Origin of the sequence: Methanohalophilus sp. WG1-DM, from assembly GCF_004104135.1 — an archaeon.
In the GTDB taxonomy this organism is placed as follows: domain Archaea; phylum Halobacteriota; class Methanosarcinia; order Methanosarcinales; family Methanosarcinaceae; genus Methanohalophilus; species Methanohalophilus euhalobius.
On record NZ_RRBA01000003.1, the window covers coordinates 209683 to 228660 of the forward strand.

General features: G+C 42.1%; 23 protein-coding genes and 1 pseudogene. 16 read left to right on the forward strand and 8 right to left on the reverse strand.

Annotated elements, in window-relative coordinates; genetic code table 11:
• The first annotated feature begins 3 nt into the window (after positions 1 to 3).
• The gene (locus CI957_RS04175; protein WP_096711882.1) at positions 4 to 918 is read left to right on the forward strand and encodes a UbiA family prenyltransferase; all 915 of its coding nucleotides are present in this window, start codon (positions 4 to 6) and stop codon (positions 916 to 918) included.
• Here CI957_RS04175 and CI957_RS04180 read toward each other — a convergent pair.
• The gene (locus CI957_RS04180) at positions 915 to 3224 is read right to left on the reverse strand and encodes an ATP-binding protein (RefSeq protein ID WP_342764916.1); all 2310 of its coding nucleotides are present in this window, start codon (positions 3222 to 3224) and stop codon (positions 915 to 917) included. The two genes, CI957_RS04175 and CI957_RS04180, sit on opposite strands and share 4 nt — an antisense overlap.
• Before the next feature lie 87 nt (positions 3225 to 3311).
• Positions 3312 to 4379, reverse strand: a complete 1068-nt coding sequence (corA, locus tag CI957_RS04185; protein ID WP_096711884.1) for a magnesium/cobalt transporter CorA — start codon at positions 4377 to 4379, stop codon at positions 3312 to 3314.
• Between the two features lie 117 nt (positions 4380 to 4496).
• On the opposite strand from corA, the gene trpD reads away from it, so the two are divergent.
• The 5 genes from trpD to CI957_RS04210 are packed head-to-tail and all read left to right on the forward strand — an operon-like array spanning position 4497 to position 8908.
• Positions 4497 to 5573 carry an anthranilate phosphoribosyltransferase gene (trpD, locus tag CI957_RS04190; protein WP_241645889.1) on the forward strand — a complete coding sequence of 359 codons (1077 nt, stop codon included), beginning with the start codon at positions 4497 to 4499 and terminating at the stop codon, positions 5571 to 5573.
• Positions 5557 to 6186 (forward strand): phosphoribosylanthranilate isomerase, encoded by a 630-nt coding sequence (locus tag CI957_RS04195; protein ID WP_206631034.1) that lies wholly within the window; start codon positions 5557 to 5559, stop codon positions 6184 to 6186. Before trpD ends, CI957_RS04195 begins: the two co-directional genes overlap by 17 nt.
• Positions 6186 to 7748 carry an anthranilate synthase component I gene (gene trpE / locus CI957_RS04200; protein WP_096711886.1) on the forward strand — a complete coding sequence of 521 codons (1563 nt, stop codon included), beginning with the start codon at positions 6186 to 6188 and terminating at the stop codon, positions 7746 to 7748. The genes CI957_RS04195 and trpE overlap by 1 nt, the downstream gene beginning before the upstream one ends.
• A gap of 1 nt (position 7749) precedes the next feature.
• Positions 7750 to 8334, forward strand: coding sequence for an aminodeoxychorismate/anthranilate synthase component II (locus CI957_RS04205; RefSeq protein WP_096711887.1), 585 nt, complete (start codon positions 7750 to 7752; stop codon positions 8332 to 8334).
• 34 nt (positions 8335 to 8368) lie between these two features.
• Entirely contained in the window at positions 8369 to 8908 is a 540-nt protein-coding gene (locus CI957_RS04210; RefSeq protein WP_096711888.1) for an adenylate kinase family protein, read from the forward strand.
• Here CI957_RS04210 and CI957_RS04215 read toward each other — a convergent pair whose 3' ends face one another.
• The 4 genes from CI957_RS04215 to mer form a co-directional block, all read right to left on the reverse strand.
• Positions 8909 to 9109 carry a hypothetical protein gene (locus CI957_RS04215; protein WP_096711889.1) on the reverse strand — a complete coding sequence of 67 codons (201 nt, stop codon included), beginning with the start codon at positions 9107 to 9109 and terminating at the stop codon, positions 8909 to 8911.
• A gap of 76 nt (positions 9110 to 9185) precedes the next feature.
• A complete protein-coding gene (locus CI957_RS04220) occupies positions 9186 to 9707 on the reverse strand; it encodes a nicotinamide-nucleotide adenylyltransferase (protein WP_096711890.1) in 522 nt (173 codons plus the stop codon).
• A 3-nt stretch (positions 9708 to 9710) separates the two neighbouring features.
• Positions 9711 to 10739, reverse strand: coding sequence for a F420H2 dehydrogenase subunit FpoF (fpoF, locus tag CI957_RS04225; RefSeq protein WP_096711891.1), 1029 nt, complete (start codon positions 10737 to 10739; stop codon positions 9711 to 9713).
• Entirely contained in the window at positions 10739 to 11725 is a 987-nt protein-coding gene (gene mer, locus CI957_RS04230; protein WP_096711892.1) for a 5,10-methylenetetrahydromethanopterin reductase, read from the reverse strand. Before mer ends, fpoF begins: the two co-directional genes overlap by 1 nt.
• Positions 11726 to 11955: 230 nt before the next feature.
• Here mer and CI957_RS04235 point away from each other — a divergent pair, with 230 nt between their 5' ends.
• Genes CI957_RS04235 through afpA form a run of 9 tightly spaced genes read left to right on the forward strand, consistent with a single transcriptional unit; the run spans position 11956 to position 16528 of the window.
• A complete protein-coding gene (locus CI957_RS04235; protein WP_072360257.1) occupies positions 11956 to 12078 on the forward strand; it encodes a desulfoferrodoxin FeS4 iron-binding domain-containing protein in 123 nt (40 codons plus the stop codon).
• A gap of 49 nt (positions 12079 to 12127) precedes the next feature.
• Positions 12128 to 12364, forward strand: a complete 237-nt coding sequence (locus CI957_RS04240; RefSeq protein ID WP_096711893.1) for a DUF2180 family protein — start codon at positions 12128 to 12130, stop codon at positions 12362 to 12364.
• A gap of 10 nt (positions 12365 to 12374) precedes the next feature.
• Positions 12375 to 12593: a DUF2180 family protein gene (locus CI957_RS04245; protein WP_096711894.1), complete on the forward strand. Its 219-nt coding sequence runs from the start codon at positions 12375 to 12377 to the stop codon at positions 12591 to 12593.
• Positions 12594 to 12615: 22 nt separating this feature from the next.
• On the forward strand, positions 12616 to 12972 hold the full coding sequence (locus CI957_RS04250; RefSeq protein WP_096711895.1) for a carboxymuconolactone decarboxylase family protein: 357 nt from the start codon (positions 12616 to 12618) through the stop codon (positions 12970 to 12972).
• A gap of 59 nt (positions 12973 to 13031) precedes the next feature.
• Positions 13032 to 14405 (forward strand): multiheme c-type cytochrome, encoded by a 1374-nt coding sequence (locus CI957_RS04255; RefSeq protein WP_241645893.1) that lies wholly within the window; start codon positions 13032 to 13034, stop codon positions 14403 to 14405.
• Between the two features lie 11 nt (positions 14406 to 14416).
• Entirely contained in the window at positions 14417 to 14608 is a 192-nt protein-coding gene (locus tag CI957_RS04260; RefSeq protein WP_096711897.1) for a ferredoxin family protein, read from the forward strand.
• A gap of 15 nt (positions 14609 to 14623) precedes the next feature.
• Entirely contained in the window at positions 14624 to 15247 is a 624-nt protein-coding gene (locus tag CI957_RS04265) for a flavodoxin family protein (protein ID WP_128754275.1), read from the forward strand.
• Between the two features lie 13 nt (positions 15248 to 15260).
• A complete protein-coding gene (locus CI957_RS04270; RefSeq protein ID WP_096711898.1) occupies positions 15261 to 15959 on the forward strand; it encodes a ferredoxin--NADP reductase in 699 nt (232 codons plus the stop codon).
• A 17-nt stretch (positions 15960 to 15976) separates the two neighbouring features.
• On the forward strand, positions 15977 to 16528 hold the full coding sequence (gene afpA / locus CI957_RS04275) for an archaeoflavoprotein AfpA (protein WP_096711899.1): 552 nt from the start codon (positions 15977 to 15979) through the stop codon (positions 16526 to 16528).
• Here the strand turns inward: afpA and CI957_RS04280 are convergent.
• Together CI957_RS04280 and CI957_RS04285 are read right to left on the reverse strand one after the other, a co-directional pair.
• A complete protein-coding gene (locus CI957_RS04280; protein ID WP_096711900.1) occupies positions 16525 to 17328 on the reverse strand; it encodes a hypothetical protein in 804 nt (267 codons plus the stop codon). The genes afpA and CI957_RS04280 overlap by 4 nt on opposite strands.
• A gap of 8 nt (positions 17329 to 17336) precedes the next feature.
• Positions 17337 to 18440: an inositol-3-phosphate synthase gene (locus CI957_RS04285; RefSeq protein WP_128754270.1), complete on the reverse strand. Its 1104-nt coding sequence runs from the start codon at positions 18438 to 18440 to the stop codon at positions 17337 to 17339.
• 277 nt (positions 18441 to 18717) lie between these two features.
• On the opposite strand from CI957_RS04285, the pseudogene CI957_RS04290 reads away from it, so the two are divergent.
• A pseudogene (locus CI957_RS04290) lies at positions 18718 to 18978 on the forward strand (RNA-guided endonuclease TnpB family protein); the annotation flags it as partial.

An 18978-nucleotide genomic window follows, 5' to 3' on the forward strand; every position in this document is an offset into this window, starting at 1 on the left:
TGCATGAGTGAATATAAATCTCTTGCATACAGGGTGAATCTAGATGGTACAGTTGTCAAAAGAATTCTTGATTTCCTTACCTACAGTTCGATTTATCTTTCAATAGCCGGAGCTGTAATGGCATATATGGCCTGTCAGTTACAGGGTCTTGCCCTATCCTGGCAGACGATGGCTATAATGTTTTTTGTCACATATTCTGTCTATAATATTGATCGTAAAGCAGACGAGGATGAAGATTCCATAAACCACTCACAACGTTATTCTTTTACCAAGAAATATGAAAAGTTCTTGTTCCTATCTTCAATTCTTGCTTATATTTTTGCTTTCCTGCTTGCTTACCCCTACGGATTAAAAGCTCTTCTTGTTACTGCCATACCTCTTGTCAGTGGCTTACTGTACAGTTTTGCATGGCTTCCTTCAGGTTTTCGTTATCGTCGTCTCAAGGAAATACCATCTGTAAAAAATCTGGTAATCGCAACGGCATGGGCATCAACTCCTGCCTTTCTCCCTTCACTGGTATATGGTCAGGCAATGGGAGATCTGGTACTTGTAACGTTTATTTACTTTTTCTCTCTTGTATTTGTCAATACTGTAATTTTTGATATAAGAGACATCGAAGGTGACAGTATTTCAGGAGTTGACACCATACCAGTATTGCTTGGTGCAGAAAAAACCCGCATATTATTAATCTGCCTGACGCTTCTAGCAGGTTATTTCATGATAAACACCGGTATACAACAATTGGGAATTGCATCTTTGTTAGTACTGGCAGCAGGAGTTATTTATGCACTCTGCTATGTTATTTTCTTTGGGAGAATCGCAGGAAATAATTCCCTGTGCGACTTAATGGCAGATGGCCAGTTTATAATACTGGGAGGACTGCTGATAGTTGCAACAGGCATGGGTGTAGCCGCTTAAATGTCATTTTGCCGGGGAAGGGTGAACTTGAAGGTGGACCCCCTTCCGGCTTCACTTTCAACCCATATCTGACCACCGTGCATCTCTACAATATTCCTTACCAGAGCTAATCCCAAACCTGTACCCTGATATTGCCGATTGGAATCTGAATCAAGTTGTCTGAAGGATTCGAAAATTTTGTCCTGTTCTTCGGGAGGAATACCAATCCCACTATCAGATACACTAATAGTGATATCTTCATCCCCGTAATCAATGTCAATTGCAATCTTTCCTTTTTCAGGTGTAAACTTGATTGCATTGCTAAATAAATTATACAGCACCTGCTTGATCTTCAGCTTGTCCGCATAAACAGGATATTCCTGATTGGTATCTACATCCAAAATTAGTTGTTTCTTTTTGACCAGAGGTTCCAGTGTGTTTTTCAATTCGGAAATTATTTCTTCGAGTTCGAATTGTTCAGGTTCTAATTCCATTTTCCCAGCTTCAATTTTGGAAATATCCAGTATATCATTGATAATTCCGAGGAGATGTCTTCCACTGGTGTTTATATTATGAGCATATTTTTTTTGCTTTTCATTTAGTTTTCCAAATCCCTCCTCCAACCCCTCCTCCAACAGCACATCTGAGAAACCGATTATAGAGTTTAGGGGTGTGCGCAATTCATGGCTCATATTAGCCAGAAACTGGCTTTTGGTCTGGTTTGCCTCCTCTGCCATCATTTTTGCTTCTATAATTGCTTTTTCAGCTTCCTTCTTTTCAGTGATGTCAAGAATGATTCCCTGCAGATATTTTATGTTACCTTTTGCATCTCTATTAATGAGTGTCCTTTCATCAACCCATTTGATTTGCCCGGATTTAGTGATGACCCTGTATTCCTGCGTAAACTCATTCAGTCCTTCTGCTATCTGTTTATCCAGATTTTTCTGGACTCTATCGAGGTCTTGTGGATGTACGATGTCACCATACCATAGATGCCCTGAATCAAATTCTTCTGCTGAGTATCCCAGCAAATTGATGTTATCGGACACCAGTTCTACCGGCCAGCTGGGTGTAGCTTTCCATTTGAAAACAATTACCGGGCTGCTGTTTATAACTTCTATTATTTCCTGGATCGAAGCATTTGATTCTTCAAGGGCATCAAGTATGCTGTTTAACTCTTCCGGAATATTCCGGAAATCAATGTCTACATCTGTGTTTGCCCGTGCGTCCAGTTTCCCTTTGATTGCTTCATCCGATATCTTATTGATATTACCAACAATTCGTTTTATTGGCTTTGATATGGAACGGGCTATTAATAGTGCCCCTCCCCCCATGAAACAAAGTGCTATAAAGGAAATGCCTGCAAGTTGTTTTTGGAGTGTAGTTACTCCTGCAAGCATTTCTTCTTTGGGGACTATTAGCAAAAATGAGAATTTGCCTGTTTCTACAGGTTCATAGAAAATAGTTACTTCTTTTCCGGTAATCGGATCAAGAGTTTCGATATGACCCCTTCTTTCATTATATACGTCGACTTTCAATTTCTGTATGTTTGGTATGTCAAATGAGTTCAATGATTTGTAGCCAATCCATTCCTTTTTGGTAGGGTGGGACATCAGGAGTCCTGTCCTGCTCACCACGGCAGCATAACCTGTATCGAATATTTCTATATCACTGACAATATCATCAATATAATCCAAAGAAACATACACACCACCAATTCCCTGAAAGTTTCCTTCTTTCATTATTGGTGAGACAAAACTGACAATCAATGTTCCTTCATACAGGTAGGGTTCGGTAACTACGTCTTTTTCCAGCTTTTTGGGCAACTGGTAGTAGGAAGATGTCTGGTAATATAAAAGTGGATCGAGTTTGATCTCACCCCCAATTGTATTCCAGTAAGGAATGAAGCGACCGGTTGCATCATGGCCGGTTGTGTTTATATATTCTTTATCCCTCCCATCGAAGGCATTTGGTTCAAAACAGACATAGGTACCCATTAAATCGGGATTATCCCGCAGTATTTGTTCCAGCATAGCATTGACTTCAGTCCGATTCCTTGTATCGTATTTTTCCAGGCTGCTTGCAATGGTACGTGCAATGGACATACTTGATTGCATATCCGTATTGAACTGGCTGGCATAAGTTTCTGCAGTCTTGATTGATTTGTCGTATGCAAGTTCCTTTTCCTGATTCGTAACAGTGGAAGTGATAGCCAGCGTGGCACCCAGTAAAACAATTACAGTTCCGATTGTAATCAGAAGTATCAGCTTGGTTTCAAGATGTATGCTTTTCCACTTTATGATATATACCCCATCTACACCATTAATAAAATATTTTCAATGATTTTTATTTGATATACATGTTCTATTTAATATTATTGGACATGCATATTTATATGTGAATTCTTCAATGGTTTACAGCCATGACTTTTTTTTGAAATAATACAGCATAATCGCAGATATAGTGGCCATAAAGATCATAACTGCAGGATAACCCCATTCCCATTTCAATTCGGGCATGTACTCAAAATTCATTCCATAAACACCTGCAATAAAAGTAAGAGGGATAAAGATGGTAGCAATTGTTGTCAGTACTTTCATTACTTCATTCATCCGGTTACTGACCGTTGAAATATAAAGGTCCAGCATGCCGGATAACATTTCCCTGTAAGTTTCCACGGTCTCGATGACCTGTATCGAGTGATCATAAAGGTCACGCAAATATATGTCAGTACTTTCCCTGATTAAACCGGATTCATCACGTTGAAGAGATGCAGTTATTTCCCTGAGTGGCCAGAGGGACCTGCGTAGAACGATCATTTCCCTTTTTAGCTCATGAACGCTTTGTAAGGTGGCAGAAGCTGGCTCTTTTATCAATTCGTCTTCCAGCCTCTCAATTTCTTCTCCGATGTCTTCCAGAAGCAGGTAATAATTATCCACAATAGAGTCTAAAAGGGAATAGGCAAGATAGTCCACACCCTTTTTGCGAATGTTACCTGCAGGTCGTTCCATTCTCTGTCTGATCTTCTTGAATAAATCAGTCCCCATTTCCTGAAATGAAAGAATGAAATTATTTCCCAGTATTATGCTTATCTGGTCTGAGTCGACTGCATTTTCCAGACGTTCGTAAAACAGAGTCCTAATTGTAACATATATATAATCTTCATAGAATTCGGTTTTGGGCCGCTGGGTGGTATCCAGAATATCTTCCAGCACAAGGGAGTGAACCCCAAATAATTTTCCAAGACTTTCAATTAATTCTGTTTGGTGCAGACCATCTACATTGATCCATATTTTCCTATCTTCTGCAAATTCCAGACCTTTAATTATGTCGATGTCCTGACTGACATGTACTTTCAGATATTTTTCATTGTACTCCACCAATGTCAGTTTAGGTTCTTTCACCTTTTTATCCCCAACATGAATCAGTGTGCCGGGGTCCATTCCTGCCTTTATGGATAATTCAGAATTATAATCTCTCACTCATTGCTCCTCTGTTTATTATTCGTTTTATTGTATTTTTATTTTGGTGTTGCATTATGAGAGGTACATTTTTATACCATGGAATACATGTACATAATTGTACAACTTAATACATTAATGAATGGTGATTATATGCAACGGTGCCTGCAAAAAATAGTAAACGGAGAAGACCTGACTGCTACTGAAGCAAAGAAAACTCTGAAATATATCTTACAGGAGGCAACTGATGCCCAGATAGGAGCTTTTCTCGGGGCTTTAAGTGTAAAAGGGGAAAGTGTGGAAGAAATAAGTGGTTTTGTAGAAGGAATGCTTGATGAAGCTGTCATAATAAAACCTGCAATTGCCGGACCACTTGTAGATATTGTTGGGACTGGCGGAGATCGCCATAACACAATCAATATTTCCACATCCGCAGCCATTATAGCTGCAGCTGCGGGTGTACCAATCGCAAAACATGGGAATCGTGCCGTAACGTCTCTTTCAGGAAGTGCCGATGTACTTGAATCTCTCGGTATTGACCTGAACTGTTCTCCGGCAGAAGTGAAAAGATGTATGGAGTCCGTAGGAGTCGGTTTTCTCTTTTCACCATATTTCCACCCTGCCATGAAGAGGGTTGCTCCAATCAGGAAAGAACTTGGATTCCGGTCAATCTTTAATCTCCTGGGCCCTCTCTCAAATCCGACACTTGCTTCCAGGCAGGTTGTGGGTGTACACGATAAATCCCTCTGCAAACCCTTTGCACATGCCCTCAGAAAACTTGGCAAAGAAAGAGTACTGGTGGTCCATGGTGACGGAATGGATGAAATATCCACCCTCTCGGAAACCTACGTAGCAGAACTAAAGGACGGATTAATCACTACCTATGAGATTAAACCTGAAGATCTGGGTTTCAAAAGGGTATCTGCACCTGATGTTGTAGGCGGAACTCCAGAAGAAAATGCAACGGACATACGTTATATCCTGCAGGGTGAAAAGGGACCCAAAAGGGATATAGTTGTGGCCAACGCTGCCGCTGCTATCTATATTGCAGATAAGGCCCCGTCCCTCAATGAAGCAGCAAGAGTTGCTGAAAAGGTAATCGACAATGGCAAAGCTCTTGAAAAACTCGGAGAACTTGCACATTTTACAAATTCCAGGGGATCAAATGCAACCTGCCATAAGGGTGAAAATCTGCGGAATGAAGTCTGTGGATGATATAGTTATTGCAGTAAATTGTGGTGCTGATGCAGTAGGTTTTATAACAGAAGTGCCGGTAGATACGCCTCGCAATCTGGATATGGAACTAAGCACTGAACTTATAAAAGCCACTCCTCCTTTTGTCACTACGGTCATGGTAATAATGCCAGAGTCGATCACACATGCCAGGAAACTTGTAAGCAATGCAAGACCGGATATGGTGCAGGTACATTCCACTGTTAACAGAAGATTACTTACTGCACTGCAGTCAATGCATGTTCGGATAATCCAGAAATTTTCGATTTCGGATGAAACAAAGGTCCTTGAAACTATTAAAATCATCAATGAACTCGCAGAATACAAATTGATTGATGCCATAATTCTGGATACCGCCTGTAGCGTCGGCGGAGGCAGTGGCCTGACCCATGACTGGCAAATAAGCAGCGAAGTTGCAAAAAGCATCCCTGTCCCGTTGATTGTGGCAGGAGGCCTGAATCCGCAAAATGTGGGTAAATGTGTGGATATCGTATCCCCCTATGGAGTGGATGTTTCCTCCGGGGTTGAAGTAAAAGGTAAAAAAGATTTGAATCGTGTTTGCGATTTTATAGGAGCTGTGAGGTGTAGTAATTGATGGAATTTGATATTGGAAGAGATGAGTTCATTTCACTTGTTAATAAAGAGGACAGTCCGGCCCTTGTACAGCTGGTAGCCGAGATGGAAACGTCCCTTTCCCCACTTGACCTCTACACTCTTCTGGAGAATCATTTTGATTACTCCTATATTCTGGAATCTGTAGAAAAAGAGAGCAGACACGCGCGTTTTTCTTTTGTAGGTGCAGACCCCCTCGCATTACTTTCCGTAAAGGGCAGACACGTTTGTCTGACAATGTCACATGAATCGACCCTGACAGCTCTGATGGAAAAAAGACTGGAAGACATATGCGATTCTCTTGAATCCAAATCCTGTCATTTTGAAGGAACCATAAAAACAGGATATGAAGTATTAGACGCCCTCAGGAAAGTATTTGTGGCCGATGAGTCACTGCCTCTTCTCAATGCAAATCGATTTGACAGGCAGACATTCCTGGGTGGAGCAATGGGATATGCTGGATATGACATTATCTATGATTGCTGGTTGAAACAGGAAGTTCCAAAAGGTGCAGAGGAACCGGACATGCAGTTTATGTTCACCACGAGTACCTTTGTTTTTGACCATCTTGAAAAAAGGACTTATTACATAAAAACTCCACTTGTAAGTTCTTCAAATGCAGCACAAGTCTATGATGATGTACTCGAAGAAGCCCGCAGCATGCAGGTAGTACTTAATCGATCATCATTGATCGAGGAATATGAAGCGGGTAGTACGAGGAATGAGGATATTTCCTGCACGATGGACCGGGCAGAATATGAAAATGCAGTAAGCAAGGCAAAGGAACATATCCTGGATGGCGATATTTTCCAGGTGGTACTTTCAAGACGCTATGAGTTACCCTACCAGAATAGTCCTCTTTACCTTTACAGGAAACTACGCTCCATTAACCCGAGTCCTTACATGTATCTGCTTTCGTATAAGGATATGGCCGTGGTGGGTGCAAGTCCTGAAACCCTGATGACTGTGGATAACGGACGTGTGATCACCAATCCTATCGCAGGGACATGCCCGGGGGGTGAAAGCGAAGCTGAAGATTGCAGCTATGCCGAAATAATGCTTCATGATGAAAAGGAAAGGGCTGAACATGTGATGCTTGTTGATTTGTCCCGCAACGATGTACGCATGGTCTGTGAAGGTGGCTCTGTAAAAGTATCCGATTTTATGAAAGTGGTACGTTATTCTCATGTACAGCATATTGAAAGTACGGTGGAAGGTAAATTAAGACCTGAATGCGACCAGTTCGATGCCATCAAGGCACTTCTTCCTGCAGGAACTCTTTCTGGTGCACCCAAAATACGGGCAATGGAGATCATTAGAAAACTTGAAGGAGTCGGCAGGGGCGTCTACGGCGGAGGGATAGGTTACTTTTCCTGGAACGGGGATGCAGACTTTGCAATTGCAATACGCACGGTCATTATGAGAGAGGAACAGGTAATGATACAGGCAGGTGCCGGTATAGTTGCAGATTCGGTACCTTCTAAAGAATACGAGGAAACCGAGCGCAAAATGGCTGCAATGCTCAAAGCGGTAAGAGGTGAATGATGTGAAAGTACTGTTTGTAAACAACAGGGATTCCTTTGTATGGAATCTTGTGGATGCCTTTTCCGTATTGGGTGTTGAAACCGTAGTTGTTCCAAATACAGTGGAAATGGAAGAGGTCAGAAATATAAAACCAGATACCATTGTCATATCACCCGGCCCGGGAATTCCAGAAAGATCTGAGGATATCGGTAACTGTCTCCAGATTATTAAGGAATACGGTCCAAATACCCCTATACTGGGAGTTTGCCTTGGCCATCAGGCTATAAATCGGGCTTACGGAGGCAGTACTGGTAGGTGTGCAAATGGCCCCGTCCACGGCAAGGCTTCATCAATAATTCACAATGATTCACTTCTTTTTGCGGGATTTGCCAATCCTTTTGAAGGAGGAAGGTACCATTCCCTGGAAATTAAAGAACTTGCCCCACCCTTAGAATCCATTGCCCATACAGAAGATGGCTCAATAATGGCGATTAAGCATAAGGAACACCCGGTCTATGGCATCCAGTTCCATCCTGAATCGGTCCTGATGAGTGATGGTTTGAAAATCATTGAAAATTTTTTGGCCCTGGTCATACAGGAGGATTAATCCTTAATAGTAAAGGCAATTGTATTCAGGACATATGTTTATTGCTTTAACCGGCACTCCCGGATGTGGGAAAACATCTGTATCCGGGCTGCTTGAGAATGAATTCGGGTATCGAGTGGTTCATCTGAACGAAATCATAAAATCCGAGAATCTTTTCGTAGAAGAAGATAAGCAACGGGACTGTGTGGTTACTGACCTTGATGTGGTAAAAAAACGGCTGTCAGTCATAGAAGAATCTGAAAATCCTGTAATTATTGACAGCCACATGGCCCATCTGATTACAGATGTTTCCATCGTGCTACGTACGGCTCCCAATGAACTCAAAAAAAGGCTTGAAAAAAGAGGCTATCAACCTGCAAAAGTTGATGAGAATATAGAAGCAGAATGCCTCGATGTTATACTTGTAGAGTCAGTTGAGAACTGTGAAATGGTATTTGAAGTTGGTACCACAGGTCGAAGTATGAGTGAAGTTGCGGGGGATGTAAGAGAGATAATCGACGGCATATCCTCAGGACATCCACCCCTTGATAAATTCAAACCCGGTGCTTTTGATTGGAGCGGGGAAATATTCTGATCACTTTTTCTTATCCGGGGGTATTTTCTCATCAGGTGTTACGCCGTAATATCTGGTCCTTGCTTTTCCCCATATGCAACCTTCCTTACCAAATATCTTGAGTTCAAGATTCTGGATCGCCTTACAAATGGGATTTCCAGCTCTTGCTCCCCTGCATACAATACAATATTTTTCACAAAATACCGGTGCTCTGTCGGTCATTAGATGTCCCCTGCATATTCCTTACACTATATAATATGCAACGAACGTACTATAAAAAATTAAGGACCGGGGGTTGTCAGAAAGTCTGATCGCTGCCGGAGACATGTTTTAATCTCCTGACACCATCGATCTCTTCAATAACTTCTGTAACAGATTCAGGAACGAATTGTTCCCACTCTTCACCGGCAATCATCTTTTCACGGATGAGAGTGCCTGAATACTTTTCCCGATGATACATGGGAGGTTGCTTTGTTTCTATGCCTGCTTCTTCAAAAAGCTCGAGGATTAGAGGATTATTGGAATAGACTATGTCAAAAGGAGGAGTCCTTGCAGTGACATAGGAAACCCAAACTGCGTTTTGCTGGATGTCATCTATGGGAACTGCATAATGTTTGATGTCCGTATCTGCAAGAGAATGACGAATCATCATTATGCGTTCACCGGCAGTAAAGGGATTCGGTGTCTCGTGGCTTCTTTGAGCGCTTCCGACACCTATTACGAGTTCATCAATATCTTTTCCAATCGTTTTTATGACCGAATAGTGGCCTTTGTGGAATGGCTGGAAGCGCCCTATATAGAATGCCCTTTTAAGATTCATGTTTTATCTGATGCCACATTCATCGAAGCTGAACTTCTCACAAACTTCAAGATAATGTTGTGAATTGTTGTTGTGTTTCGTGGTTGCCAGTTTCTTGACAAGGTCCATTCCAGGTTTTGGATCTTCCATTATCTCAAGCTCATCTTCAGCCATCTTGAAGTATTTTTCACCTTCGTCTGTACGGATCAGGACACAGTTCCATCCGTCCGGTGTACCTACAGAACCTATTGATATATCTGCTGAAACTGATGTGTAATCACAGCAGTGGTGGCAGGGATTCCTGGCATGCGGACCAACTTGTGGAATTTTGACACTGTGACTTTCGCCATCCTTTGTGTATGCCCAGAACTTACCCTTTGCGAAGTCGAATTTTACAACATCTTCAGGATTGAGTTCCATTATCTCTTTTATGATTTTTTCGGACATTACATCATGATAAAAACTTTCCATACAAAGAAGCCCTATAATAACCACGATCTTGTCATTGACATTTTCGGATATCAAGCGTGCACCGTGAGCCTGGCAGGGTACGCCGATTACACCGATTTTATCATATTGTTCGAAGGGTTCCCTCAGAGCAGAGAGTACGGAATCATATGTGTATTTGGTACCTTTGGCTCTCTTTATTTGTTCTGGATCGGTGAAGACTTCCAGTTCGGTTTCCCAGTTGTCATTGCGGGTGATTCCCACAAAGCAGTCCACTTCCCCCAATTCAAGCAGTTTGCTTGCAATTGCAGTTGTTGCACCACCGTCCTGTCCTTCGATGTCACTTTTTGCACCAAAGAAACTCCTGACATTTGCAAATTCATCCTCGACGTAACCATCCACTACGGGACAGATGCGCCCACAGGTATAGCAACCTTCACAGACATTTGGGGCAGCACCTTTGGTGTAAAGTTCCAAATTGTCCGGGTCTCTTACTTCGGCCCTTTTGTTCATGACGATGGCACCGGCAGGGCATGCTGAAACACATGCCCCGCAAGCGGTACAGACGTCATAATCAATGACCTCTAGTATCTTCGGATGAACCATCAGTTTCCTCCGATGATCTCCTTACCGATGAGTTTGATTGCTTTTTCTTTGTTAGGTCCAAGAGGTGAACCGGCAACAATCTGGGTAACACCAATGTCTTTCAGGTCATTGATCCTTTGCTTGCAGTCTTCAGGGGTTCCGCAAATACAGAAAGCGTCCATCATTTCATCAGTTACAAGGTCACCCATAAGTGCTCCGAAGTCTCCCTTGGAAATTGCAGCGCCTATATCCTTCTTGGCTGCAGGGTCGATTCCGTGACGTTCAAGCACCATGTCGGGAGAACCTGCAACGATGAAAGCAACAACGACCTTTGCAGCGTTCTTGGCTTTTGCAGCGTCCTTGTCGATAGAGAAGCATGCATAAGCTGCCACATCGATCTCGTCCATGCTGCGGCCTGCTTTGTCAGCACCTGCTTTTATTTTTTCCATTGCGACTTCAAAGTCCCTTGGGTGGGATGCATTGATCAGTACACCGTCTGCGACCTGACCTGCAAGTTCGAGCATCTTGGGGCCCTGTGCACCCATGTAAATTGGCACATCACCTGTCTTGAATGCTATTTTCGCACCGCCGAATTTGATCATGTCACCATCCATTTCAACCTTTTCCCCACCCAAAAAGCCACGAAGGGCTTCAATGGATTCCTTGGTTGTGGTCAATGGTTTGTCCCATGGGATCCCCATTGCATCAAAGGTTGCCTTGTCTCCGGGCCCAAGACCGAGGATCGCACGGCCGCCGGAAATCTCGTTTATGGAACCAATGCTGGATGCAGTAATGGCTGCATTTCTGGTGTATGGGTTTGTCACACCTGTTCCGAGTTTTATGCTGTTGGTGTTTATAGCCAACACTGCAAGGGTGGTATAAACATCACGATTGTTGTAGTGGTCTGTAACCCAAACATTGTCAAATCCCTGTTGTTCAGCAAGCTTTGCATAGTGGGCAATTTTGAGAACTGGGTCTCCTGGTACGAACTCTATTCCAAATGACATTTGAATCCTCCTATTATTCAATATATTGACGCTATTGAGGATTGCATACATATATTAAAACCTTATTGATTTTGAACGGCATTTTCCTGTTTGCCTTTATATTAGTAATCTTCCAGGCTCATTTCGAATTGCAAGTATATGATACACGCTGCTATCTTCCCCATCACCGATATACATAAATAATCATCTCTCCTCTTTTATTATGCAAATAAATACAAGGAGTTGAATCTATGGGAGTTCAAAAAGTAGGTGAAAAATACATTTGTAATATCTGTGGCAACGAAGTTGAAGTCACTGAAGTTGGTGGCGGTGTACTTATTTGCTGCGGGGAAGAAATGGAACTTATGGAGTAATCATCCTGTTAATGTATTATTTCAGAATCAATAAGGGAGTGAACCAATAATGAAATGTTTTGAATGTGAAAAAGAAAATAAAAATACTGACACAGTCAGCATCTGTATCATATGTGGCAGAGGCGTCTGTATGGACCATCTTGTAAGAGAAAAAGTTCCCGTATTGGAAGGGGAATATGAAGTGAGACTTAAATGTATGGGAGACGCCTGTGAGTTAAAGGACATGCAACCTCTACTCAAAATACTTTGTAAACCATGCCATGAGGCTTTGAAAGAAAACTTCTGAGGTGAGTACCATGATGAAATGTTATGACTGTGTTGAAGCAGGGAAAGATGTAGAAGCCGCTGCAGTATGTATTGTTTGCGGGAAAGGGCTGTGTATGGATCACTCTAAAGAAGTAAAACTACAGGTTTCAGTGGGAAAACCACCCGAGGTCAAACGTCTTCATAAGGGCCTTCCCCACTTTATGTGCAACTACTGTTTTGATAACACAGTGGAAGATTCCTTTGATTGATTCCATATAGGAGGTTTAATTGATGGCAGAACATGAGAAAGTAGTAAAGGATATCGAGGATAAGATGGGGTTTGCCCCGAATATTCTCCACACACTGAAGGAAATCGATCCCAACTTCGTTAAGAAGTACAGGAGATGTCATGACAAACTATTGTCAGACGGCGCCATGCCTGCCAAGTACAAGATACTGATGGCACTGGCAGTCGTTGCCTCCAAACAGTGTGAGGCCTGTACGGTCTCCCAGATGAAGAGCGCTCTGAAAAATGGCGCCACAGCAGAGGAAATAATGGAAACGATGGAAGTGATATCTATCACTTCAGGTGCACCTGCAGTTGCAGCATGCAGGGAGGCACTTAAGTTACTGCAGGAAAAACAGTAAGGAGGCATATAAGCCTCCTTCTGATTAATATTCACGGGGGATTCCAGAAGGGGTATACAGTGAGAATCATAGCCATATTTCTCATATTTACATTCGTTTTTGCCTGTGGAGAGGTTGTAGCAGAGGCTTCCCCCACTGAAGCAGGTACCTTATCGCATGAAGATTTTACTTCATATTCTACCTGCAACAGATGCCATGCCATCACGACCAGCCAGTGGGAAGGTAGTATGCATTATCATGCTTTTGATGACCCATTTTATAAGGAAGAACTAAAACTTGCAAGTGAAAAGACAAATGGCTCTCTGGATGTTTTCTGTACGCGCTGTCACATACCTGCCAGTGTGGTTTCAGGGCAGGTTCCCCCTATAAATAACCCTGATATTAGTGAAGAAGCTGCTGAAGGAGTGGGCTGTGATTTTTGCCACAGTGTAAAGGAGTCCTCTGAGATAGGCAATGGAGGATATGCGGTGACTCCTTCTGAGACCAAATATGGCCCCTTTGAGGATTCTGAATCTGCGTTCCATGAAGCACAGTACAGTGAATTCTATACAAAATCAGAGTATTGTGGAATGTGCCACCAGATCACCCACCCAACATCCGGTGTAGTGCTGGATGACACCTATCAGGCATGGAGTGAAAGTCCCTATGCTGAAGAAAAAGTCCAATGCCAGGATTGCCATATGACACCGGGAATCACTGAATTTGAGGCAAATCCCGGGCGTGCTGGATCAGGTGCACCCAAAAGAGACCATATATCGGTGCACAACTTCGCAGGAGCCAATGTATTTGTTACAGGGATACTGGACGAGGATGATCATAAAGAAATGGCAATCGAAAGACTTCAGGAAGCGGCTACACTAGAAATAGACATTCCCGAAAATGCGCAACCAGGCGAAGAAGTTGCCATAAAAGTCTCAATTACGAATTCCGGTGCAGGTCATAATTTGCCTACAGGACTTACTGAAGCCAGGCAAATGTGGACCCAGGTGGATATAAAAGACAGTCAGGGACGCAAAATCTACAATTCAGGAAATCTGGATATAAATGGGACTATTGAAGACAGTATTGTTTATCAGGCAATATACGCCGATGCCTCCGGCGAACCCACTTTGAAACTCTGGGAAATAACCGATGTAATCTCTGATAATAGGATTGCACCTACATCCACTGCTACAGAGATTCATAATTTCACAATACCGACAGATGCAACAAATCCCATTATAGTTGATACGAAATTGCTCTATAGATCTGCCCCCCAACACCTGATAGATGAACTTTTTGAACAAAAGGAGTATGAAGTTCCGATTGTAGAGATGGAATCCGTTAAAGGCGGAATAAACGGTGAAGTAGAATCTGAAGGAACACCAGGATTTGGAAGTGTTGTTGGTTTGATCGCATTATTAACAATTTATTTGTTTAGAAGGAATATGTAAGGAGGAAGAATATGCCACCAGTTGTAGACAAAGATAAATGTATAGGAAGCGGCGAATGTGCTGAGGTATGTCCCACAGACGTTTTTGATCTGAAAGAAGATTCCAACGGGGATACAAAATCAGTAGTTTCACGTCCTGATGACTGCATAGAATGTGAACAATGTGTGGACGCCTGTCCGGCTGATGCCATTGTACTTGAGTGAAAGGAGTGTGAAATGATGTCCGACAAGGACATTGTGAAAATACTTGGAATATCGGGCAGTCCTCGCAAAAAAGCAACTGCCCGTGCCGTGCAATATGCACTGGATTATGTAAAGGAAAAATACAATGCTGAAGTGGAGTATTTTTCTGCAAGCGGGAAAGAATTAAAATTCTGTATCCATTGCGATTATTGCATAAGGACCAAACAGGGATGCATACACAAAGATGATATATCAGACCTGTATGAGAAAATGCTGTGGGCGGATGCCTGGATAATAGGGACACCGGTATATCAGGGAAATCTCAGTGCACAGACCAAAACCATAATGGACAGGTGCAGGGCAGTTGTAGCGGCAAATCCCAAAGCATTTCAAAATAAAGTGGGTGCTGCACTGGCAGATGGAGGGGACCGTGTTGGGGGGCAGGAGCCCGCTCTCCAGACTATATTGAATTTTTATGTAATCAGCGAAATGTTCCCTGTTGCCGGAGGGTCCTTCGGGTCAAATCTGGGAGGTACCCTGTGGTCAAAGGACAAAGGTTCAGATGGTATAGATGAGGATGAGGAAGGCCTACGCAGTCTGCGCCGTACAATGAAAAAACTTTTTGAGACATCCAGGCAAATGAAAACACTGGAACAATAAAGGAGAGCATAGATTGCGATTTGATGTAAGGCTGATGGAAATTATTCCCAGAACCGAAGATGTGCTAAGTTTCCTTTTTCCCCGGCCAGATGATTTTAATTATGTGGCAGGCCAGTATATGTTCGTAGAACTGGAAATTGCCGGCAGCAAAGTGCGTAAACCATTTACTATCTCCAGCAGTCCGGCCAACAAGGATATCATCGAATTTACCAAGAAACTCACAGGTCATGAGTTTTCCAATGCCCTGCTTGCCCTTCAACCCGGTGATTCGGTAGGGATTGAAGGCCCATTCGGGAAAATGACCTATTCAGGAGAATATGACAAAATTGCGCTAATCAGCGGAGGAATCGGGGTCACCCCCATGATCAGTATTTCACGATACTGTACAGATAAAGGTATGGACACGGACATTGTTATGATATCCAGTAACAAAACAGAGCAGGATATTGCCTTTGAAGATGAACTGGATATTATGCAAAAACACAATCCTAATCTGAAAGTTGTACATACCTTAACCAGGGCTTCCAGTGATTGGACAGGTTGCAGGGAGCGTGTCTGTGAAAGTATGATATTGCGTGAAATTCCGGATTACAGGGACCGCATGTTCTATTTATGTGGCCCCCCGACAATGGTGAAGACTGTCAGGGAAATACTATATGAAATGGCTATCGATAAAGCAAAAGTCAAATATGAACTATTTACAGGTTATTAATTTACAGGAGTGATAATATGAAAAGAATCGCATGGGGTATTACAGGCTCAGGTGACCTTATAAAAGAGACGTATGACATAATGGTAGACATTCAGAAAAAAACTGATATTGAGTTTATGGTATTTCTTTCAAAGGAAGGGGAAACTGTAATGAAGTGGTATCGCATGTGGGATAACATACAAAATGATTTCCCCAACTTCAAAACAGATTCGGGCCCCAACTCGCCTTTTATTGCCGGTCCACTGCAGGTTGGTCACTATGATGCTTTAATAATCGCACCAGCCACAGCCAATTCTGTTGCCAAGATAGCACATGGTATTGCCGATACTCTTGTAACAAATGTGGTGGCCCAGACAGCAAAAGGACAAACCCCTATTTATGTCCTGCCTGTTGATCAGGTGCGTGGCGATGTTACAACCTATGCACCCAGTGGAAGAAAAATGAAGTTGAAGATGCGTGACATTGATGTTACCAATTCAGAAAAACTGGCTGAAATGGAAAATATGCACATATTGACAAAACCTGATGATATTTATGAACTATTGAATATAGAAGCAAAAGAGGATTAATAATAAATATCCCCTTCTCTTTTTTCAAGTTCATCCGGATTTTTTCCTTCCAGAATATGCATATTCCTGAATACGGCATACACTGCCAGAATACTGTCCAAAGCGTCTCCTTGAGTGTTTGAAATACATATATCTTTTATTTCATCATCGAGTACAATATTGAATTTTTCTAACTTATCCACAATCATTTTCCTATTAGATTCTCTGTCACTCTTTTTCCCTTTATACGGCACATATAGACCCTTTTCTTTAAGGGTGCAGGCCGGACATATCTCTATTACCCAGGGTTTTTCAGGATTCGGTGTTTGTATAGGAAGAATACAGGCAAGGTTATTCCTTACAAGAGGATTAATTATCCTTGAGATACCATGATAGGTCTGTTTGTACAACCAGAGATTGTATGCAGCAAATGGTGCGCCTTTTTCATCTTCCTTTTTACGTTTGAATTCTTTACCATCTGTTTTCTGGCGATAGTAATCCCTGAAACTTTCTGCAGATGCATGTTTCAGAGGGAAATTGATTATGAAATCCTTCCAGTTGTTTTCTTCTGTAAGGGAAGATGGTAGTGCAAAAGGAAAATCCATTCCAAAAATAGCATATTTTTCCCTGGCGATCATGCTATAAAGAGCAGCAATACAGCTCTGAGTATCATGACTTTCAGAAAAAAAGTGAGCAGGATGACAGGTGTGGATTTTGAGAAATTTATCGTGAACGCTGCCTTCACTTACCCATATTTTATTGCAGGCTTTCTTAGACCCGCTAAAATCCACACCAAATATTTTCCTTATTTGATAAGGCATCTTGCGTTTCAGTTATCCCTGTTGCCTTCGATGAAATCATTTGTCATGAGGAAGGCTTCGTCATCGTTGTATTGTTTAGGTGGATGTTTCATGAAATAAGATGCAGGGGAATAGAGAACTCCTCCGGTGTCTCTTTCAAGTGCAAGCTTGCAACAGCGTATAGCATCGATTACAACACCTGCAGAATTAGGAGAATCCTCAACTGAAAGACGTAGTTCGATATTCATGGGAACATCGCCGAACAGTTTTCCCTCCATTCTCAGGAAACAAATCTTGTTGTCCTTTTGCCAGGGCACATAGTCACTTGGACCGACATGTATATTTTCATCGGCCAGACGATCTTTGAGTACGGATTGTACAGCCTCGGTCTTGGATGTTTTCTTGGAAGACAACCTGCTGCGATTGAGCATATTGAGGAAATCAGTATTCCCACCGGTGTTTAGCTGGTAAGTTTTTTCCAGTTTGACACCACGTTTGCTGAAAAGGTCTGCCAGTGTCCTGTGAGTGATAGTGGCTCCAAGCTGGGCCTTTATGTCATCACCAATTATAGGCAGGTTTTTCTCTTCGAACTTTTGAGCCCATTCAGGATTACTGGCAATGAAAACCGGCATGTTGTTAATGAAACCGATTCCTGCTTCCAGGGCACAGTCTGCATAAAAGCATGCAGCTTTTTCTGACCCTACAGGCATGAAATTCAAGAGCATTTCAGCACCGGAATCTTTCAGAACTTTAACGATATCCTCTTTGGTGGACTCGCTTTCATCACTGATTATGAATTTATACTTATCTTCATAATCTGTCATGTGTTCAGAAACACCATCGAGGATGCTGCCCATTGTAACTTTTATGCCTTTTTCGGGAATGTCCGGACAGAATACAGCAGTGCAATTTGGTTCTGCAAAGATGGCTTCTGATATGTCTTTCCCTACTTTTCTTTCATCAATATCAAACGCAGCTACAACCTCAATATCAGAGGGTTCGTATCCTCCAATGGTCCAATGCATTAGACCGATAGCATCTGTCTCGGTTTTATCCCTGTAATAATCCAGACCCTGAATGAGAGAGCTAGCGCAGTTGCCAATCCCTGCAATTGCGATCTTTATATTCTCCATAACACTTCCTCGTAAATATGAATGCAATATGTTACCGTAACTATCATATATAATTAATCATCGAGCCATCCTCTTAATGTCGGCATTTGAATAAAAATGTTTCTGAGAATGAGTACATAAAATTACTTTTTTATCTCAATATACCTTTCCACTGAGTTGCAGTTTGGTCATAATTCAACTTTTCGAGCAGGAGTCACCTTCCGTAAGGTAGGAGAAGAAAGCGCCTGATATTTCACAAAAGTGATTTTTTATAATAAGTAAGTGAACATACTATTGTATGTTTCTCACTAAAACAGTTATCTTAAAAATAGCAAATCCTGATAACGATTTAGTGGAAACTATGCAGAAATATTCAGATGGAATGAACTATGCTTCTGAAGTTCTTTTTGACAAAGGTAAACCGATTCCAGCAATGAAATTACAGCAGGAAGTATACTCCTATCTTCGTGAAACATTAAAATTAAAATCCCAGATGAGTTGTAATATCCCAAGACAGGTTGCTGGATGTTACAAAACATTGCATAAACAGAAAAAGGCA